This is a genomic window from Shewanella sp. ENK2 (genome assembly GCF_043568515.1).
Classification (GTDB): Bacteria; Pseudomonadota; Gammaproteobacteria; order Enterobacterales; family Shewanellaceae; genus Shewanella; species Shewanella japonica.
Genome location: NZ_CP171406.1, coordinates 3,733,137 through 3,753,712, shown reverse-complemented (window position 1 = coordinate 3,753,712; position 20,576 = coordinate 3,733,137). Strand labels below are relative to the sequence as shown.

Here is a 20,576-nt window from a genome sequence, read left to right as displayed (position 1 = left end):
TTGGATTTAATTAACGAGTAAAAACAAAAAAGCCAAGGTCAACACCTTGGCTTTTAAATATGACAACATGTCATTTTATAATTTATGCAAAAGAGTCACGTAAAGGCACTGTTAAATTGAAAACTAAATGCTCAGCTGTTGAATCTTTGTTATCTGCACAGAAGTAACCTTCTCGCTCAAATTGATAAGCCTTCTCAACTTCAGCATTTACAAGACCTGCTTCAACTACACCATTTACGACAACTAAAGATTCAGGGTTAATCACCTCATCTACAGTATCAAATGCTGCAGGCGTTGCTTCAGTAAATAATCTATTGTAAAGGCGGAACTCTGCTTGCTTAGCCGTTGAAGCTTCAACCCAATGAATCACGCCTTTTACTTTACGACCATCGCTAGGATTTTTACCTAATGTCTCATTGTCGTAAGTACAGTAAACAGTAGTCACATTACCGTCTTCATCTTGATCAAAACGTTCAGCTTTAATCACATAAGCGTTACGTAAACGAACTTCCTTACCTAACACTAAACGTTTGAAATGCTTATTTGCAGACTCACGGAAATCTTCAGCATCAATAAACAATTCTTTACCAAATGCCAATTCACGAGTACCCATCTCAGGCTTATTCGGGTGCATAGGGGCATTAATTGTTTCTGGTGAATCCGAAGGATAATTTTCAATTATCACTTTAATTGGCTTTAATACAGCCATTGCTCGTGGTGCATGCTCATTTAACTCTTCACGAATACAGGCATCAAGCACCCCGCCTTCAATCAAGTTCTCTTGTTTTGTTACGCCAATACGCTGACAAAACTCACGAATAGATGCAGGAGTATAGCCACGACGACGAAGTCCAGCAATCGTTGGCATTCTAGGGTCATCCCAACCATTCACTAAGTTTCTTTCAACCAAGTCATTTAATTTACGCTTCGACATCAAGGTATATTCAAGGTTTAGTCTTGAAAATTCATATTGACGCGTGCGGTTTGGTTGATTGAAATCATCTAAATGATCTAATACCCAATCATATAGACGTCGGTTATCTTGAAACTCTAAAGTACATAAAGAGTGAGTGATATTTTCGATAGCATCTGAGATACAATGCGTAAAATCGTACATTGGATAAATGCACCATTTGTCAGCAGTTTGATGATGATGTGCAAAACGGATCCGATAGATAACGGGATCACGCATACACATAAATGGTGAAGCCATATCAATTTTAGCACGTAAAGCGCACTCACCTTCTTTGAATTCACCTAAGCGCATTTTTTCAAACAGCGCTACGTTTTCTTCAACACTGGTATCACGGTAAGGACTATTTTTACCTGGCTCTTTTAACGTACCACGGTACTCACGTGTTTCTTCTGCATTCAAAAAACACACATAGGCAAGCCCTTTATTAATTAACTCCAACGCATATTGATGAAGTTGATCAAAATAGTTAGATGAATAACGAATTTCACCCGCCCAATCGAACCCTAACCAGCGTACGTCATCCTGAATTGAGTGAACGTAGTCGATATCTTCTTTTTCTGGGTTCGTATCATCAAAGCGCAAATTACATTGACCCTGATAATCTTTTGCAATACCAAAATTTAAACAAATAGACTTTGCGTGACCAATATGTAAAAAACCATTTGGCTCCGGCGGGAAACGTGTATGCACGCTATCGTGCTTTCCGCTTTTTAAGTCTTCATCAATGATATTACGAATGAAGTTACTTGGACGTACTTCGTTGTCCACTTGACTCATAGAGTTCCTCTTAGTGCACGGTGGTTAAATTTTCAGACCTTCGATGATCCTACAGTTTTACGTGAGTTACAATGCCTGTTTGATAAAAATAATCATCAGAAAACAAAAAACCAGCATTTACTAAAATGCTGGTTTTGATTTGAACATTATTTATGCTTATTCGGTAATGACTCGCACACCAGGAATAATCTGTTGATTTTTCTTACCCTGCTTTTTAAGCCAGAAATAAAACCCAACCAATGCAATACTGAAGAATGAAATCCAGCCAATTGATTGAACAGGGTGCTTGGCTATATTTGCACCTTGATATACAACAGTGGCACTGCCATATGCTAAACCAAAGGTCCATAGCGCTGCAAAACGCGCCCATTTAGAGCCGAACTCATTGACTAATGCTCCCATTGCTGCAACACATGGTGTGTAAAGTAAAACAAATAACAAGTAAGCAAAAGCAGCTACCTTAGTGCTAAAACCAGCTTGTAGTGCACTGAAGGTTGAACGATCAACCCCTGCTCTTCTGCAGCTTCATCGATATTTTCTACATTACCTACATCAATCGACAATGGATCTTCTGGTGCAATGCCGAATAAGTTTTCAGGAATGGTATCCCATGCTTCTGAGAAGCTTTCAGATAGACTTGCAAGCTCTTCATCACCTTCTGTTGGATCTGAATATAAACTATTAAGCGTTCCAACAACGGCTTCTTTAGCAAAGATACCTGTAATAATACCTACTGTTGCCGGCCAGTTATCTTGCTCTACTCCCATAGGAGAGAATAACGGCGTGACTTTTTGGCTCAGAACACTCAATACCGATTCTTTACTGTCTTCATGACCGAAACTACCATCGGTACCAATGGCATTCACAAAGTTCAGTAGTGTTACAACAATAACAATCGTCTTACCTGCGCCTAGGATAAAGCTTTTAGTACGTTTGGTCGTACGTGAAAAAACCGCTTTCGCCTTTGGCATTTCATAACTTGGTAATTCCATCACCACAGCACTACTGGTACCTGGCAATACTGTACTACGCAGTAATAAGCCGGTACCAATTGCGGCTAAAATACCAATGATGTAAAGTAAAAATACAAGATTTTGACCCGAGTCTGGAAAAAATGCTGCAGCAAATAAGGCGTATACAGGCAAACGAGCACCACAAGACATAAATGGTGCCATCATGCCTGTGACAATTCTTTCTCGCTCGCTGCCTAGTGTACGTGTCGCCATAATGGCAGGAACGGAACAACCAAACCCTACAATCATTGGAACAAACGCTTTTCCAGGCAGTCCAATACGACGCATTAAACCATCAACGACAAAAGCAGCTCTAGACATATAACCAGATGCTTCAAGTACTGACAATGCGAGGAACAATGCGGCAATAACTGGAATAAAGGTTGCCACAGTTTGTATACCTTGACCAATACCGCCAGCCAAAATAGTTACTAACCACAAAGGTGAGCCAATAGATTCTAATAAGGCGCCAAATTGGTCGACAAATACTGCACCAGCAGTAATATCAAAGAAATCAATAAAGGCGCTACCAACGTTGATACTAAACATGAACATTAAGTACATCACCAGCAAAAAGACTGGCACACCAAGCACTGGGTGAAGAATGATTTTATCTAGTTTGTCGCTTGCACTTTCATGCTCACCGACGCTCACTGATGCATCAAATACTTTTTGAACAAAATCAAACCTTGTCGTGGCAACAAGTACCTCAATGTCGGTACCTGACTGTTCAGCGATTTGAGTACAGTTGTTTACTACATCTTTAAGGCTGGTACTATCACATTGTCCACAGCCATTGCCATTACCCAGCATGGCTAGTGCACGGCCACGGCTCAAGTTTTCAGCATGTTGTTGTAACGTTTTAACACCGGACTCAATGGACTCATCGTAATCTAGTACCAGTGGAGATTCAGTGACCTCACCTTTTAATAAACTCAGCACTTGATCTTGAACTTGCTTTATATCTGATTCGTCTCTAGAGCAAACGGCAACAACAGGGCAACCTAACTCTTGGCTCATTCGTTCGATATCAGCTTCAATACTAAGCTTTTTAGCTGCATCGATTTTGTTTAACACCACAACCATAGGAACACCAAGTTCTCTTAGTTGCACAGTTAAATACAAATGGCGTTCAATGTTAGTTGCATCAACAAGGTTAATAATCCCATCAACTCTTTGATCTGCTAAATATTGTTGAGCAATTTGCTCATCAAGGGAGCAATCACAGCTGTTGCCAGCTGGCAACAAGTCATAAATACCTGGTAAGTCAGTAAGATGAACATTGGTATTATCTAACGTGAAATAGCCTGTTTTCTTTTCAACTGTAACACCTGACCAGTTACCAACTTGCTGATTCGCGCCTGTTAATGCATTAAATAAAGTTGATTTACCTGCATTTGGATTACCTACAGTGACGCAATGAAATTCTTTAGTCATGTGCTACTACCACCTCAATGATATCTGCTAAATCGCGACGCATGCATAAACGGCTACCGCGTAACTCTAACTCTACACCACTCCCCATTGGTGCTCGGCGTAACATTGTGAACGCTGTATGAGGTGTAATCCCCATAGATAACAACTTCCGCTTTACTGTTTGAGGTAAAGAAAGTTGACCGATTTCAGCGATCTTAGCCGTATCCCCAGGATTGAGTTCACTGAGCTTCATTAGACATCCACCTTGCGTGCAAAATTTTATAATTGATTAATTTTATATTAGCCATTTACGCAATACCTTTACCTAGATCATGTTTTATAAGTGGAAACGAGAATAGTTTTCAATTGTATTGGTAATTATGTGATAAAAGCCCGAGTTTAAGAAGTGATTTTATGGCTTATTTATGTATGGCGTAAAATTCGCAATTTATTTCATTTAACCTTGATTGTTTAAATCCTAATATCAGATTGAAGCAATCCAAACAGGTATTCATCTATTTGCCTGTCACCAATCTTATGGTTCTGTCTTAATAACCCTTCTTGGATAAATCCACACTTGCGCATTACCTGAGCCGATCCAATGTTATCGACAGCACAATAACCGATAAACTTTTGAATATTGAATTCGTGTATTCCCCAATCGATAACCGCTTTTAAACTTTCAGTGCCGTAACCTAAACCTTGTTGGTTGGGACTTATTAAGTAACCTACTTCAGCACGATTCATCGCGTCGGACTCTTTATAAAAACCGGTTAAGCCTACAAACGTCTTATCTTGTATTGTTTCAATGATTAAGGTTAACCACTCACCTGAATCGTATGACCATGGTTCCAACCGTTGCTTAAAAGTCGACTCAATATCCGCAGTAGAGGTAACAGGCCGAATATGTGTTAACACAGTTTGATCAGAATTAATTGCTAGCACATTTGACCAGTCGTTTTGCTGAATTGTTCTAATGACTAACCTATCTGTATATAATGCAATCATTTATCAATTCCATTGATTAAATTTATTGAGTAACAAAAAATAAAAAAGGCAGCCAAAGCTGCCTTCGACGATTAAGAGTTAAATTAACCGCGGCTTGTTACTTCAAGAAGGTGATACCCAAATTGTGTTTTCACTGGTCCTTGAACTTCGTTTAATGGCGCACTAAAAACAACCTCGTCAAATTCACGAACCATCATTCCTGGCCCAAAAGAACCTAACTCTCCACCTTGTGCTCCAGATGGGCATGAAGAATTTGCTTTTGCAATTTCAGCGAAATCGGCACCCGCTAGAATTTCTTGTTTCAATTGCTCACATTGCTCTTCTGAGCTAACTAAAAGGTGTCGTGCAGTTGCCTGTACCATGATGTACTCCTACTAATTGTAGATAAAATTGCTAAAAATATAGGGAGTAAAACTCCCTATATATATTCAACTAACAAGCTAACAGTTATTCGTTATTTTGCCAATTCAGATTCGACCCAACGTGCTATCTTTTTCTCCATCACAGCCATAGGCAATGAACCAGTGGTTAAGATTTGATCATGAAAACCTTTAAGATCAAACTTGTCACCTAATTCTGACTCTGCATCAGCTCGTAATTTTAATATAGTAAGCTGACCAATCTTATACGAAAGTGCTTGTCCGGGAATCGCCATATAGCGCTCAACTTCAGCAACAATATCTGATTCTGCCATTGGAGAGTTATCTTTCATATACTGGATAGCTTGCTCACGACTCCAGCCTTTTGAATGTAAGCCTGTATCAACAACAAGACGCATCGCTCTTAGCATTTCATCAGATAATTTACCGAAATATTGATACGGGTCTTTAAATAACCCCATTTCTATACCTAAGTACTCAGCGTATAACGCCCAACCTTCTTCAAAAGCAGTATAGCCCTGAAAGCGTTGAAATTCAGGGATTCCAGTTAACTCTTGCTTAATCGCAATTTGGAAATGATGTCCAGGAGCTGCTTCATGCAGTGATAAAGTCGTCATACCCCATTTAGGTTGAGCCTTCAAATTATAAGTATTGATATAAAACACACCCGGACGAGAACCATCAACCGCAGGCGACTGATATGAAGCACCTGCTGCTGATTTTTCTCTAAAGCTTTCAACAGGTTTAACAATGTAGTCAGCTTTTGGCATGACATTAAAGTACTTAGGCAGCTCTTTATTAATACTGTCTTTTAATGCCATGTACCCATCAATTAAACCTTGTCTATCTTCAAAGAAATATTCAGGTTCGCTTGATAGCGATGCAAAAAATGCTGTTAAATCGCCTTCAAAACCAACTTGCTCTCGCACTTTATCCATTTCAGATAAAATTCGACTTACCTCAGAAAGACCAATTTGATGGATTTCGTCAACAGGCATGGTCGTTGTTGTGTGACGATTAGCTAATGTCTGATACCATTCCTTGCCATTCGGTAATCCCCACCAACCGTCAGATGCGCGAGCATGCGGTAAATAGGTGTCTTTGAAATAATCTCTTAATTGGGTCAGTGACGGTAGAAGCTCATCTTGGATAAGGGCAGTATATCCCTTGGTTAACGCAGCTTTATCTTGGTCACTGAAGTCTTCAGGTAAAGACGAAATTGGCGTGTAAAATAAACTATCGCTTGCAGTTTCAACTAACTGAGCATCAAGTTGTGGAATTATTCTTTCTACAAGCACTTTAGGCAGTACAACTTTGCTCTTAATACCTTCATCCATTCTTACTTGAGCTAACTTAACCCAATTGATGAAGCCAGATAAGCGACCTAACCAGTTTTGATAATCTTCTACCGTTTTAAAAGGTTGCGCACTTTCACCACTACCCAATTGCACCATGCTAATCACAGTGCTATAGAACTGATTCATCGGCATGAAATGTTCCGGATAACTTTCAGCAACAAGATCCATATGCCTATCATAAATAAACATATCGAAGCTGAGTTGCAGATTTTTAGGTAACTTATCAGCATCTATTGCTTTGGCTTGTTTTAAGTATTTTGAATTCAGCTCATGACGCTGTTTTAAATATTCTTCTGTTAACGCGCCACCAAATTGGTCATTGTAATCATTAACACCAACATAGGTTGCGTAGATAGGCTCTAAAGCAAGTACATCATTAAAATAATTGTCAGCCATTGCTTTGTAAATATCTTCAGCTGATTGCTCTGTAACCGCTTTGGCTGCAGTTTCTGTTGTCACAGTATTAGCAGGAGCTGAGGTTGCTTCGGGTTCACTGCAAGCTTGCAACAACATAAGTGATGAAACTGATACGGCGAGTAGCGTTTTTTGCATAATAATTTCCCTATGGATGGTAATAAACCTATTACCAAAAAATGATCCGATACTTTGTAGTTATTATGTGTAATTTATCTAAATTTAGTGAATAACTCTAACGGTAAATTGTAACTTAGAATAACAAGTTACCTAAGACATAAACCATAAATGAAAAGTAAAAAAAGCCCCATAAGGGGCTTTTCGATATCAACAAACTTACAAAGTAATGTTGTTGATACGTGCTTTTTCTTTAATATAAGAAATATAGCTATTTGCGCTACGTTTTGTCTTACTGTGTTTAGCAGCTCGATTTGCACGTTTATAAGCAGATTTGTATTGCTTTAGGCTTAAGTGAGCTAACGTTAGCTCAAGTTCAGCATCACCAGGCTCATCTAAACCAGCTGCAAGTGCTTTTTCAAACACTGGAATTGCAGCTTTAGGCTGTTCAGCGATAGCTAAGATTTTACCTTGTTTAAGGTATAACTCAGCATCTCCTGTTAACTCAGCAGCTTGACCATAGAGTTTAGCTGCTTGCTTGAACTCTTTAGCGTTATGATAGAAACCAGCTAAGATTTTAATAGACTTTTCAGACTCTTTAATCAAACCAGACTTCATATGCTTTTCATAAATTTTAGCAGCATTATAAGGCGCACCATTTTGCGACATAAGTTGAGCTAAACGAGTGATGTTACCATCTGTCTCAAGAAAACCATTTTTATAAGCTAAATCATAAGTTGCTAAAGATTTAGTATAATCTTCAGTCATCAAATAGAACTGAGCAAGCTGAACCCATAGACGTTTATCGTCTTGGAATAAAGGCACCATAATCTCTAGTACTTTTACAGCCTCTTTATACTTCTTTTGGTTGAAGTATGAAGTCAATTTCATTTGATAAAGGCCTTTATCAGGTTTTTCCATCAAGGAAAGACCTTTGTCAGCCACTTCAAGTACTTTATCCCACTGCTTAAGTTCACTGTAAGCAATACCAACACGGCGGTATACTATTGGGTCAACTTTACAAGTAAAATCCATCCACTTGTAGTAGTAAGGAATCGCTTCCTTAAACTGTTTTTCTTGAAGTAATAAATCAGCATACAAACGTAATGTTGCAGCGTGATCTGTACCACCAAGAATATCAGCATCTACAGCAGTCTTTAAGTACTTAATAGCGGTACTCATTTGACCTTTTTCAGCATAGAAAGAGCCAATCATGCGACCAATATAAGCTTTGTCGAAATCATTTTTTGTATTGACTTCGAGTAAGATCTCAATGGCTTCGTCAAGTTGACCTTCTGTATATCTTTCAAATGCTCTTTGAACTTTTTTACCAGCACTTGCACCAACAGCTCTTGATTGACGCTCTTCGATTGGACATTTTTCAGCAGCTTGCGCGGTTGAAACAGCCAATAAAGAAGTACTACATAAAGTCAGCATTAATGCACTAGCTATTGTATTTACTTTACGCATTATCTACCTCCTTTATCTAGAGTGAAGTCAAGTTGAACTGTCATGCCAGGAACCTTCATCGCCTTACCATCAATGATTTTAGGCTTGTATTTCCATTTCTTCAGAGCTCTAACTGCTTCTCTGTCGAAAATACGCTTAGGTTCTGCTTTAATAACTTTAACGTCTTCGATTCCGCCTAGTTCGTTAATAGTAAACGAAAGTTGTACATAACCTTCTTTACCATCACGAGCAGCAGCAATTGGGTACTGAGGATCAATACGTACAATTGGTGTTGCATCGCCGTCACGCGTCATCATATTACCGAGTTTAAAGCCTGTGCTCGCACCACCAGCCACTACACCACTCATGTTAAATGCCATATTCGTATCAATATCTGATGACGTATCTGGCGGAGTAGTTTCCGGCTTAGGCGGTTGCTCAGGTGGCGCTGGCGGCTTAGGTTTGACCCTTGGCTTATCCTGAACTTTCGTATCCTGCTTCTCCATACTGATCTCAATAATAGGAGAATCAGTTTTGGTGTCGGCGCGCTTAGCGCCGCCACCGACCAAGAAGGCCATGAAGATAAACAAGGCGAAAGTAACAGCAGCACCTAAAATGAGTGATACTATTGCTCTCAGCATATTAGTCTTTCCCCGCTGAAATCGAAATTTTATCGATACCCGCTTTCTTAACGTTGTCCATTACTTTAACAACAAGGCCATGTTCGGCTTCTTGGTCTGCTTCGATTAATACCGCCGCTTCAGGTGCTTCAGCTAACATACGCTCAACGTTTGCTGTTACACGCTCAATGTCAACCTGACGGTTTTCCATTTTGATAACGCCAGTCTTACTAACACCAATAAAGATGTTCGCAGATTTTTGTTGTGTCGCCGTAGAAGCTTCAGGTTTCTTGTAATCAAGGCCTGATGGCTTAATGAACGAAGTCGTCACAATAAAGAAGATAAGCATAATGAATACGATGTCGAGCATCGGAGTCATGTCTACTTGTGCTTCTTCTTCTACATTTAAATGCTTTTTACGTGCCATTTTAAATACTCTCTCTAGTGGTGCGGCAAGCTATCTTTAAGCTTTTCAAGACTGATTTTCATTTTTGCATCTAATCGAGTGCTAAAAAATACACCAGATAATGCTGCAACCATTCCTGCCATCGTTGGCATGGTTGCCATTGAAATACCAGCCGCCATCATACGAGCGTTACTCGTACCATGAACTGCCATCACATCGAACACTGCTATCATACCGGTTACGGTTCCTAGTAGACCTATCATAGGACAGATTGCTACTAAGGTTTTGATCATCAGCATACGAGCATTCATATCTTGTTTTGCTTGGGACATCCAAGCTTCACGGATACGGTGCGCATACCAAGAGGTAGAATCCTCTCGATTATTCCATAAGTCGATAATGCCTTTATGCTCTTTTGGTGCTACCCAATTGACGTACCAAAAGCGCTCGAGCATCAATACCCACATTAAGAATAAAACACCTGCAACCAACCAGAGGATATCTCCTCCGGTGGCCATGAAGCCCCTGACAGAGTCCCAAACATCCATCAGGATTAGCATCATTAGTCAGCCCTCTTCTCAGCATGTACTGCGATAATACCAGCACTTTGCTCTTCAAGAACTTGAACAACTGTTTTACTACGAGCTACAACGATTGCATGCATAAGCATCAATGGAAGTGCAGCAACTAGACCTTGAACGGTTGTCATCAATGCCATAGAAATACCACCAGCCATTAAGCGTGGGTCACCTGTACCGAACAATTGAATTGTTTGGAAGGTTGCGATCATACCAGTTACTGTACCTAGTAGACCCATCATTGGAGCGATAGCTGCCAGTACTTTAATGATTGAAATACGAGCTTCTAAAGCTGGTGTTTCTTTCAGAATAGCTTCGTCAAGCTTAAGTTCAAGTGTTTCAACATCAACATCTTTGTTTTCTTGGTAAACTTTAAGTACACGACCTAACGCGTTGTTACCAGGATTATCAATGTTCTTACGTTGTGCTTTAACTTGTGAACCTACGATGTAAAGCGTTACTAGACGTTCGATAGAAATCAACGCACCAAGAACAAGAATACCGATAATGATGTAACCAATTGGTCCACCAGCTTCAATACGCTCTTCAATAGTCGCTTTTTGTGTGAACACGCTTAGTAGAACACCACGAGCCGGGTCAACGAATAATTTTTCGTAACCAGAAGTTGCGCTAGTGAATGATTTAACGCTAGAAACTTGTGCACTACCAGGTTGTTGAGATAGTTCTTGAATCAAGCCTAAATCAGCGTTGTAAACAACATATTGGCCATCAGCAAGTAAGTTGTATGCACCAACACGAGTAACTGTAGTTGTATGAACGTTACCGTCCAAACCTGTTACTTCAGCGTCGAAATTAACAACTTTGCCAGATTCAACCATTTCAAAAAGTTGTGCTTCCCAGAATTGCTCTAACTCGTCAATTTTTGGAAGTTCTTTACGAGCACCTAGTTCAGCAATAAATGCGTCACGGCCTGGGAACTGAGCAGTAATGTTAGAAGCAACTAACTTACCAGCGAAATCACCAGCTTCACCTTTAACTACACCGAACATTTCACCTAAGTCACCAGAAGCAATTTTACGATCTTCTTCTAACTGAGCGATTTTACGTTCGTTGTCAGTGAAAGCTTGAGCTAAATCTTTACCACGTTGAACTTCAGCAGCCAAAGCAGCTTTTTCACGCTTTAAAAGAGCGGCTTTATCGCCACGCTCATTTAAAAATTCAGCTTCACGCTTTTTGTTAGTCTTATTCGCGTTAGCACGATCTGTTTGTACTTGTTTTAATAATTGGTCAATCGTCTTTGGTGCATCAGCAGCACTAACCATTCCTGAAGTTAGAGACAAAGTTGCAGCAACGATTGCTGTAGTAATAAACTTTTTCATTATTGCGCAGCCTCCGCAGCAGGGATTGGTAAGGCGAATAGAATCAGGAGCACCTTGTCCACGAGCCTGTTTAATTGCTTTGCTTAAGTTACGAAGATAGCTATCTTCTAACTTATCCCAGCTTTTAGATTCTTCGTTATACATCCAAGCCGACTTTTGGTCTTGGCTTTGCGCATACAAGCTAACACGGCCAAAGTTTAAGAAATCTACTAAGACTTCTTTGCCATCTAGCTCTAATTGACCTGTTTCAGCAATTAACTTTGAGCCGTATTCACGTTCAATGTTATATGCGTCAAGAATTAGACGATATTTTTCAGCTAGTGTTACTTCAGCGCTGTTAAGAGTATCCTTTAAGCGTTGAACACGAGCTTCACGTGCGTCTTGATTGAATGGCAAGTCTAAAGCAATAAATTGCTCTAATGCTTCAACCATTTTAAACATTAAAGGAACAACACCTTGTCTAAGAGCATCAACACCGTCGATATCGTCTTGGATCAGTTTCATTGTTGCTTCTTGGTCTGCAACTAAGCCTGCAACGTAATCGTTGTAAGATTTTAGTGATTCACGTTCGTCAGCTACTGAGCCATACTCGAAAAGCATGTCTTGTGCTTGATCAAAATATTTATCTACTTTGTTTTGAGATGCAGCTGCATCGGCATGAATTTTGCTATCAGCTTTTTGTACATCGCTTAGAGGATCTGCAATCACGAAGTTGCTGCTAGCTAATGCAAGCGCGCCAACAAGTGCAGTAGCGATTTTTGTTCTATTGCTTACCTTGGACATAGTTCCCAACCAATTTATAGTGATTTAGAAAGCTTAACTAATGAGTAACAACTAGGATTATATTGTTAATCCTGACTGATACTGCTAAGTCTATCTTTCTCTTGTGATTGTTAGTTTTTTCTTCCCTATTCTATACCTGCTAAGGCATAGACCCGCTCGCATCATTTCACAAAATGTTGACCTGTGTCAACATTTGAGAACATCAAAAACTACTGGAAAGACGTGTTAAACGCTCTTGATTAGTCGAACGTTGTATTTTTAAGCAAAGTGAGACTGAAATAGAGTTGGAATCTTGGTGACTAGCTTGAATTTTATCAATTATAAAGTCATTTAATTTATAAGGTAAATAACTAAGTTCATCTAAAATAGAATAAAACTAATATAAATATAAAAACAAAAAATCCCAATACGAGTTCGTATTAGGATTTTTGTCAAAAAAATGATTGATCATATATTAGTATGAGCTTGTGTTTGTCCTTTTCTCCATGCTTCTCGTAAATCTTGTTCACTCTCTTTTCTAAGTTCGTCTGATAACTCGCGCGTCATACAAGTTTTTCTTTTCAAATTACTCCCTGTTTTCGCTACATATTCACATACTAAGTCTTCATCATTGTAACTGACGGTATCATCAGTATTCTGTGCTGCGCAGCCAGATAATAAAATCAACAAGATTAAAGCTGTAAATTTATCCATGATTTACTCCATTAAATTGAAAAAAGACATGGTTTTTCAAACCATGTCTATCAGATTTACTTACTAAATTTATTTAAAAACTAATTTTAGAACTTAACGCCAACACCTAAGTACAAGTGTCTACCAGTTGTAGCATATGTACGTGGGTCAGTATTGTCATTGAAACCAGTCGCCGCATATGGTGGGTCTTGGTCAAATACGTTGCTGACTCCAATAGTAGTACTTACGTTATCAAAGTAATAAGTAAAGCGTGCATCATGTACCGTTTGACTATCAACTGTACGAGAATCACTTAAATCATCAAGATCTGTAGAACCATCATTGTTAGCATCAAATGGCTCTAATGCTTCACCAATGTAACGGATCTTCCAGTTAGCTGACCAGTTATCTTGTGCTAAGTTAATGTTGAAGTTAGTTTTCCACTCAGGGAAGTTACCATCACCACTTGTACGACGGAACCAACCAGCGTTTTCAATCGTTGAACCATCAGCTTGAGTGATTTCGTATGTGTCATAGTATGTAGTATCTAGAACGAAGCTTAAATCACCGATACCAGTTTCAATACTGTATTGAGCATTGAAATCATAACCTGATGAATGTACTCCACCCACGTTAATGTTACGATTATCAATATCACTTGAGTTACCATATAAACCAGGGAATTCAGGTCCATAACGAGTAATTAAGTCACAATAAGTACCTTCTTCAGCACATTTATCTAAAATTAACTGTTCACCAATTGTAGAAATTGCGTTATCTAAATCGATATCCCAGTAATCGAGCGTAAATGATAAATTATCAACAAAACTTGGGCTCCAAACAGCACCGATAGTTACAGTATCTGCCTCTTCAGGTGTTAAATCTTCATTACCACCTAGAGTTGAAGATAATTGGTCACCAATAGGCTCAAAACCGCCTGCAGGAACGCCATCAGCGATACAGAAAGGAGTCGGGTTTGTAGCACACTTATCTGAAACTAAAGGACTGTTATCAGAGTTACCAGCGAACAACTCACTCGTAGATGGTGCACGGAATGCTGTAGAAACAGTACCACGGAACATTAATCCATCAATTGGAAGCCAACGAAGACCAAGTTTATAGTTAGTTGTGTCACCAAATGTACTGTAATCAGAATAACGGATAGCACCATCAATTTCTAAGCTTTCAGCACCAACTACACCAGATAGTAATGGGAAGTTCATTTCTGCATAAAGCTCATCAACTTCGTAGCTACCTTGAGTTTTTTGGCGGCTTGAACCACTAGTAATACCAAGTGCAATTAATGCATCTGGTAAATCTGCGCCTTCTTCTTCACGGTGCTCAGCACCAAATACCATACCTACTGGACCAGCAGGAAGCTCGAATGCATCACCAAATACACTAGCACTTAACACTGTTTGTTCATTAGAACCTAAGTCATGTGCTTCGAACGTAATATAATCAAGCATTTCTTGAGATACTTGAGTATCTGTACCTGGAATACCAAATGTATTTAAAGAAACACAATCAGCGATAGGAGCATCAGCAGTACCACAAACAATATCGCCATTTGCATCCATAAACGATGGACCTACAGCTAAGCTAACTTTTTCAAAGTTAACACCACCTGCACCGGCTGTGCTAGATGAGTTTTGACCGTAAACGTAAGACACTTCATAACCCCAAGTGTCAGCAAACTCACCAGCGATACCAAATACACCACGTACAGTATCAACTTCGAATGTTGAATCACGTCCACCAGTTTCAACCATACGACGACGCCAATCAGCAATATCAACTGTCTCGCCATTGTCATTTTTAGGACCTAACTGTTGGTTCCAATAGTTGTCAGCAGAATAAGTTGCATCTGTCCAACCGAAGAATGCAAGAGGTGCTAATGGTAATGGAGCAAGTTTAGTTTTAGATGTACGACGGTTAAATGAGACTTCAGAGAAGAAACGCACAGAATCATTAAAGCGATATTCAGCAGATGCATACATACCGTAACGCTCTTGAGGCGTTAAGTGATAGTTTGCAGGTGCATAGTTATAAGTATCTTTATCCCAATCCCAGCAATCATATCCTGTAGGGTTTGTGAAATCAGAAGGGTCAGATTGACCTGGGCCATTTGCTGCGCCATGAGTAAATGAATTACAAGTTGCGTCATCAATGCCATTATTTACGCCGTTATAACGACCCCATGGTGGCGCAGAAGAACCGCCTTTATCTAACTCGCCAGTGGCTGGGTTTAAGTCATATTCAAAAGCTGACCAATCACGGTCACCAGACATTTGCTCTGTTTGCTCTGTGTAATATGCACTTACTACCGCATTTGCTTTGTCACTACTTACACCAACTGTGAAATCTACAGTTTTAGTTTCGCCATCCCAGTTCTCAGTAGAACCGTCATAAGAAACGTTAGCTTCGAAACCTTCAAAATCATTACGAGTGATGATGTTTACAACACCAGCAATTGCATCAGAACCATAAACAGCTGAAGCACCATCTTTTAACACTTCAACACGTTTAATGATTGCAACTGGAATAGTACTTAAGTCAGCAGATGCGTTAGCACCAGTACCTGAGTTAACCATACGACGGCCGTTAACAAGTACCAATGTTCTTGCGCTACCTAAACCACGTAAAGAAACACGTACTGCACCAGAACCACCGTTGTTAATAGCAGTGTTAGTTGCTGCACCAGCAACTGCAGGAATTTCTTGTAAGATATCACCGATGTTAGAAATACCTGATTCAACAAGATCTTCTCGTGTAATAACTTGGACAGGGTTAGCACCTTCCATGTCAACACGTTTGATTCGTGAACCGGTAACTTCGATGCGTTCAACTTTTTCACCTTCTTCAGCAGCAAATGCTACTGGAGTGGTGAATGCTGCCGCAGCCGCACCGCTAATCATTGCTAGACGCACTGATTTAGCTAATAAATTCTTATGCATTGTCAATCTCCCTGGACTTATATCTTTCTTATTTTCCAAACTCGGTAAAACCGAGCTGGTGAATGTGTGCGAATTACACCGCCACTACATTTCAAGAGCAATAAAATCACAAATGAAACATTAATTCAACATATGTTTCATTAACATAACGAGAGTTTACTTGATAATGGTAGTTAATCTGTCCATTTTAGTGGACAGTATCAGATGATATAACTACCACCAAACCATAAGACATTGATAGGTAACAGTTTTATTTATTAACAATCAGAACTAAGCTTATTAACATTTTGTTTTCAAATGAACGGTATTTAAACAGCTTCATTTCATTGCAAATGGTGAAACACATACTTACTGGTACAAAGTTTTAACATTTAACTTCATCTTTTTTATTCTAAACAAAAAAAAGCACCCTTTCGGGTGCTTTTTATCAGTGATTAAACTACTAAAGCGTATATCTGATACCGAAACCGATACCATCATCATCTGATAGTTTCATTTCAGCTTCTTTTGAGCCAGTGAAATCACTGTTATCGATACGACCTTCAATATAAATTACAGTGTTTGCATCCCAGATGTAATGCAAACCAGCAACCGTGAATTGACGTTTGAAAGTATCACCGTTGTATTCTGCTTTATATTCGTCACCAGCATCTAAGATGTTGTATGAAAGAAATGCACGGATGTTGTTATCAAAGCGGTATGATACTAACGTCTCAACACCATATGCTTCAGAAATTAAGCGACCTAAATTGTCAGTATCGTGGAATTCTTGTTTACTGTAGTTTGCAGCAGCATATAAGCCTTCAGCATCCCAGCCACCGCCATATGTCAAACCAAAGCCATAAATGATGTCAGTTTCTTCGATTTTTTCGTTTTCGACAGTTTCACCTTTGAACTCACCAACGTTCACACCGGCAGTCACAACAAAATTATCGGTAGCTTGGTAAGTAAGGGCTAAGCCATATGTGTTGTTATATTCAATTGTCGCAACAGTTTGTTGAGCACTGATCAACGGAGCCACTGGTTCGTCACCAATACTTCCATCTTCTAATACATCAAACTCATCTTGTTTTAACTGAGCTTGAACTGCAAAGCTGAAGTCACCAAATGCATTACGGTATTGAACCGTTTTATCACCACGACCTGTACCGTTTACAGAACCATCACCTTTGTTATATGTGTAAGTACCAGAAGCATCACCATCCCAAACAAAACCGTAGTTAGTGTTATAAACGACGTCGTACCAAGCACCCCATTGCTTACCAATCGTCAGCGTACCGTATGTATCATGGTTTACACCTACATAGCCTAAACGGTTCGATAAGAAGTCACCATTCTCATAAGAAAGTTGGTCATTGTTATAAATAATTTCACTGTCACCAAATGGATTTACGCCCCACTCTAGTTTAGCAAACGCATTCCAACCATCGCCCATTTGGCGATCAAAACCAAAGTTAATGCGTGATGCACCATTGACTACTTCTGTAGTGTCTTGACCGTGATAAACACGTGCATCAATGAAGCCACCAATTTCTACTGAGTTCTTGTCATCTTTATAGATTTCAATTGCTGAAGCTGTTGGTACGAACATCACTGCTGCTAGTGTCGAAGCGATTAAAGTCTTTTTCATCGAGCTAAACCTTCCCATTTTAAATTCATCATTGTTGCTGGTAACAGTCCATTTTGTTTGTATTATCCTTTCAACAAAGGCTAGCATGCTGAAATATCACGAAACAAAGAAATGAGCGCAATTTCCGTATGAATATACTAAATGCACACATCAAACAGTACAATCAACTACCAAACTATTCAAAAATAGTAACGAATAACCACAAACGCAATATCAAATAACACTAAATTAACATTATCTGATGACTGCTAAGACTATCAAACCCTTCCCCTAATAAGGCTAAAACTGGCTCCGCTATCGGCTTTATCTGCTTTTCGATGTAATAGTCATAATCTATTGACTCATTTACAGCAGTAATAGGCTGAGCACCATTCAGTGTCATTCGGTACTCAATTAACGCTCCTCTTCTACCTTTATTCTTATCACCTGTGATCTGGCAAAGCCTAATGGCAGCTTTAACGTGTGGTGAGGATTTAGCGGTATATTCTTCTACATGACGTTTCAATCGCTTTCTAAATATCAACTCATTATCGAATTGACCCAAAGCCAATTGCTCAAGTTGCTCGTATAGATAAGATTTAACGTCACCATTAGAAAACAATAAAAAATACAAATGGTATTGGATCCTTCTCGCTAACGGACTCCAATCACTTCTTACTTGCTCCATCCCTTTGAAAGTAAGAGAGAGTTGCCCTTCGGCATCCTTTGATGCGCCGACGTAACGCTTTTTACTGCCAGCTTCTGACCCTCTTAAGGTCGGCATAACAAACTGACTAAAATGACTTTCGAATTCTAGCTCCAAATGACTAGTTAAAGCGTATTCATCCATACAACGCTGTTGCCACTTAACTGTCATATCATGCGCTAGTTGCTCTCCTAGCTTGTTGATATCTTTTACTTGATGCTTTTCACCCAACCACACAAATGTTGAGTCTGTATCACCATAAATAACCTTATAACCCAATTCTTCAATCCAAACTTTCGTTTGTTTCATAATTTGATGGCCACGCATTGTGATAGAACTTGCCAGTTTAGCGTCATGAAAAACGCACCCTTTTGAGCCTAAAACGCCATATAAAGAGTTCATGATAATTTTAATTGCTTGAGAAAGAGGTTTATCATTATCTTGTTTTGCTTTTTCTCTTTGCAAAGAAAGACTAGCAATAAGACCAGGTAAAATTGCATTATGACGATTAAACTTAGCTTCCAAAAAGCCGTCAACATCATCTTCTAAAGGGTTGAATTTTGCTTCAACAAGACTTTTAGGGTCAATTAAGAAGGTACGTATTATTGAAGGGTACAAACTTTTAAAATCGAGGACTAATACATCTTTATAAAAACCTGGAATGGAGTCCATGACATAGCCACCTGGAGATTCTAAACCATTGCTGGCCGCTCTCGCTGGTGCAACAAAACCACTTCTATGAAGATGCGGTAAGTACAAGTTATTAAATGCAGCGACCGAGGCACCTACTCGCCCAAACTCAAGACCCGTTAATTTTGCTCTTTCTAATGCAAAAGCCAGTAATTGGGTCTTTTTAAAGATATCCCACACTAATCTACAATCAGTTAAGTTATAAAAAGCTAATGCTTGTTTGTTGTGCTCAAAAAGGTGACATATTTCTTGCCCACGATTTTCAACATGATCAATGGCCTTGCCTTCGTTTAATAAGTGCTGAGAAACATGCTCTAGTGAATAACGCTCGAATTGATAAAAAGCCGCTTTTATCCAATCAATACCATCAAGTACAACCCGTCCAGGCAGCGATAGTGTCTCAGGACGATACTTATCTTCCACCTTCCAAGTCAGCGCTTGTTCATCGCGACCGATTAATAATGCTATTTGATGTATTTGACAACGCTTATACAGTAGCGCCAAATCAAAGGTCACCACCGCCCAACCAATAATGACATCAGGGTCATACTCTTTGAACCAAGTTATCAGAGCTTTAATTAATGAGACTTCATCGCTCACCCAGTGAATGTCATCATCGCTTAATTTGTCGCTATCAAACTTTTTGTTATCTATTGATTCAGACTCTCCTACCATGATGACTTTCTGATAAAGGTCGGTTTGCTCATCTAGCGCTGAATGTGAACCATATAAACCAACAGAATACAGTTCACCAGTTGGGCTGCATTCAAAATCTAAAGACACCATTGAGACAGGCACATTAACTTCTGTTCTTCTGGCTTTGCTTGCTAAGTAAGTGTAAGTCCTTGGATGATTATCAGTGTTATACGGCGGCTGTGATAAAGGAGCATTAATGGCAAATTCAGCTTGTAATGCTATAAATCTTTCTATTAAAAAACGTTGTTCAGGTCTAATATCTGCTTCATAAATTTCAATACCAGCGTCATTAGCAATGCGCAGCACCTGTTTTAACATCGTTGTTGATTTTACATAAACACAAGACACATCTTCGTAATTAAAATTTTTTAGGCTTACCGGCTCAATTCTTATACCAGTACTAAAATGACTTAAAATGAACTCAGAATCTATCTGCTTACAAAAGCAAATAACATCAAACTGCTCCACCTCAATGATTGCAGGACCGTCAGCTGTTTTTATAAAATACTGCAATAGTAATCGGCCATGTCGATAAATGGCGTGTCGGGTGAGTACGAGCCCTTTTAGGGTGTTTTTTGCAATTGAGTGTCCATGGATTAACAAGATTACTT

At 39.3% G+C, this 20,576-nt stretch carries 14 protein-coding genes and 2 pseudogenes; all 16 read right to left on the bottom strand.

What is annotated here, in order from left to right:
• Positions 1-82: 82 nt before the first annotated feature.
• Positions 83-1,753 (bottom strand): glutamine--tRNA ligase, encoded by a 1,671-nt coding sequence (glnS, locus tag ACGEDC_RS16450; protein ID WP_394494516.1) that lies wholly within the window; start codon positions 1,751-1,753, stop codon positions 83-85.
• A 156-nt stretch (positions 1,754-1,909) separates the two neighbouring features.
• A pseudogene (gene feoB / locus ACGEDC_RS16445) lies at positions 1,910-4,203 on the bottom strand (Fe(2+) transporter permease subunit FeoB).
• Positions 4,196-4,435, bottom strand: a complete 240-nt coding sequence (locus ACGEDC_RS16440) for a FeoA family protein (protein WP_055023891.1) — start codon at positions 4,433-4,435, stop codon at positions 4,196-4,198. The pseudogene feoB and the gene ACGEDC_RS16440 overlap by 8 nt, the downstream one beginning before the upstream one ends.
• Positions 4,436-4,653: 218 nt before the next feature.
• Positions 4,654-5,190: a GNAT family N-acetyltransferase gene (locus tag ACGEDC_RS16435; RefSeq protein ID WP_211028231.1), complete on the bottom strand. Its 537-nt coding sequence runs from the start codon at positions 5,188-5,190 to the stop codon at positions 4,654-4,656.
• A gap of 83 nt (positions 5,191-5,273) precedes the next feature.
• A complete protein-coding gene (locus tag ACGEDC_RS16430) occupies positions 5,274-5,552 on the bottom strand; it encodes a peptidylprolyl isomerase (protein WP_055023893.1) in 279 nt (92 codons plus the stop codon).
• A gap of 92 nt (positions 5,553-5,644) precedes the next feature.
• Positions 5,645-7,480 carry a DUF885 domain-containing protein gene (locus ACGEDC_RS16425; protein WP_394494513.1) on the bottom strand — a complete coding sequence of 612 codons (1,836 nt, stop codon included), beginning with the start codon at positions 7,478-7,480 and terminating at the stop codon, positions 5,645-5,647.
• Positions 7,481-7,678: 198 nt separating this feature from the next.
• Complete coding sequence (locus ACGEDC_RS16420; protein WP_055023895.1) at positions 7,679-8,929, bottom strand: tetratricopeptide repeat protein; 1,251 nt, start codon at positions 8,927-8,929, stop codon at positions 7,679-7,681.
• Positions 8,929-9,549 (bottom strand): energy transducer TonB, encoded by a 621-nt coding sequence (locus ACGEDC_RS16415; protein ID WP_055023896.1) that lies wholly within the window; start codon positions 9,547-9,549, stop codon positions 8,929-8,931. The genes ACGEDC_RS16420 and ACGEDC_RS16415 overlap by 1 nt, the downstream gene beginning before the upstream one ends.
• 1 nt (position 9,550) lies before the next feature.
• On the bottom strand, positions 9,551-9,955 hold the full coding sequence (locus ACGEDC_RS16410; RefSeq protein ID WP_055023897.1) for an ExbD/TolR family protein: 405 nt from the start codon (positions 9,953-9,955) through the stop codon (positions 9,551-9,553).
• A 14-nt stretch (positions 9,956-9,969) separates the two neighbouring features.
• The gene (locus ACGEDC_RS16405; RefSeq protein WP_080915420.1) at positions 9,970-10,497 is read right to left on the bottom strand and encodes a MotA/TolQ/ExbB proton channel family protein; all 528 of its coding nucleotides are present in this window, start codon (positions 10,495-10,497) and stop codon (positions 9,970-9,972) included.
• Positions 10,497-11,852 (bottom strand): MotA/TolQ/ExbB proton channel family protein, encoded by a 1,356-nt coding sequence (locus ACGEDC_RS16400; protein ID WP_055023898.1) that lies wholly within the window; start codon positions 11,850-11,852, stop codon positions 10,497-10,499. The genes ACGEDC_RS16405 and ACGEDC_RS16400 overlap by 1 nt, the downstream gene beginning before the upstream one ends.
• Positions 11,852-12,635: pseudogene (locus ACGEDC_RS16395) on the bottom strand (DUF3450 domain-containing protein). Before ACGEDC_RS16395 ends, ACGEDC_RS16400 begins: the two are co-directional and overlap by 1 nt.
• A 447-nt stretch (positions 12,636-13,082) precedes the next feature.
• Positions 13,083-13,328 carry a hypothetical protein gene (locus ACGEDC_RS16390; protein ID WP_065108389.1) on the bottom strand — a complete coding sequence of 82 codons (246 nt, stop codon included), beginning with the start codon at positions 13,326-13,328 and terminating at the stop codon, positions 13,083-13,085.
• Positions 13,329-13,414: 86 nt separating this feature from the next.
• Complete coding sequence (locus tag ACGEDC_RS16385; RefSeq protein ID WP_055023901.1) at positions 13,415-16,264, bottom strand: TonB-dependent receptor; 2,850 nt, start codon at positions 16,262-16,264, stop codon at positions 13,415-13,417.
• Between the two features lie 442 nt (positions 16,265-16,706).
• The gene (locus ACGEDC_RS16380; RefSeq protein WP_394494509.1) at positions 16,707-17,894 is read right to left on the bottom strand and encodes a porin; all 1,188 of its coding nucleotides are present in this window, start codon (positions 17,892-17,894) and stop codon (positions 16,707-16,709) included.
• A 223-nt stretch (positions 17,895-18,117) separates the two neighbouring features.
• A complete protein-coding gene (locus tag ACGEDC_RS16375) occupies positions 18,118-20,547 on the bottom strand; it encodes a DNA polymerase II (protein WP_394498374.1) in 2,430 nt (809 codons plus the stop codon).
• Between the last annotated feature and the right edge of the window lie 29 nt (positions 20,548-20,576).

Coding starts and splice junctions, on each gene's coding strand:
- ACGEDC_RS16415 (WP_055023896.1), bottom strand. CDS start 9,549: ATGCTGAGAGCAATAGTATCACTCATTTTAGGTGCTGCTGTTACTTTC.
- ACGEDC_RS16430 (WP_055023893.1), bottom strand. CDS start 5,552: ATGGTACAGGCAACTGCACGACACCTTTTAGTTAGCTCAGAAGAGCAA.
- glnS (WP_394494516.1), bottom strand. CDS start 1,753: ATGAGTCAAGTGGACAACGAAGTACGTCCAAGTAACTTCATTCGTAAT.
- ACGEDC_RS16390 (WP_065108389.1), bottom strand. CDS start 13,328: ATGGATAAATTTACAGCTTTAATCTTGTTGATTTTATTATCTGGCTGC.
- ACGEDC_RS16420 (WP_055023895.1), bottom strand. CDS start 8,929: ATGCGTAAAGTAAATACAATAGCTAGTGCATTAATGCTGACTTTATGT.
- ACGEDC_RS16440 (WP_055023891.1), bottom strand. CDS start 4,435: ATGAAGCTCAGTGAACTCAATCCTGGGGATACGGCTAAGATCGCTGAA.
- ACGEDC_RS16385 (WP_055023901.1), bottom strand. CDS start 16,264: ATGCATAAGAATTTATTAGCTAAATCAGTGCGTCTAGCAATGATTAGC.
- ACGEDC_RS16400 (WP_055023898.1), bottom strand. CDS start 11,852: ATGAAAAAGTTTATTACTACAGCAATCGTTGCTGCAACTTTGTCTCTA.
- ACGEDC_RS16380 (WP_394494509.1), bottom strand. CDS start 17,894: ATGAAAAAGACTTTAATCGCTTCGACACTAGCAGCAGTGATGTTCGTA.
- ACGEDC_RS16435 (WP_211028231.1), bottom strand. CDS start 5,190: ATGATTGCATTATATACAGATAGGTTAGTCATTAGAACAATTCAGCAA.
- ACGEDC_RS16410 (WP_055023897.1), bottom strand. CDS start 9,955: ATGGCACGTAAAAAGCATTTAAATGTAGAAGAAGAAGCACAAGTAGAC.
- ACGEDC_RS16405 (WP_080915420.1), bottom strand. CDS start 10,497: ATGATGCTAATCCTGATGGATGTTTGGGACTCTGTCAGGGGCTTCATG.
- ACGEDC_RS16425 (WP_394494513.1), bottom strand. CDS start 7,480: ATGCAAAAAACGCTACTCGCCGTATCAGTTTCATCACTTATGTTGTTG.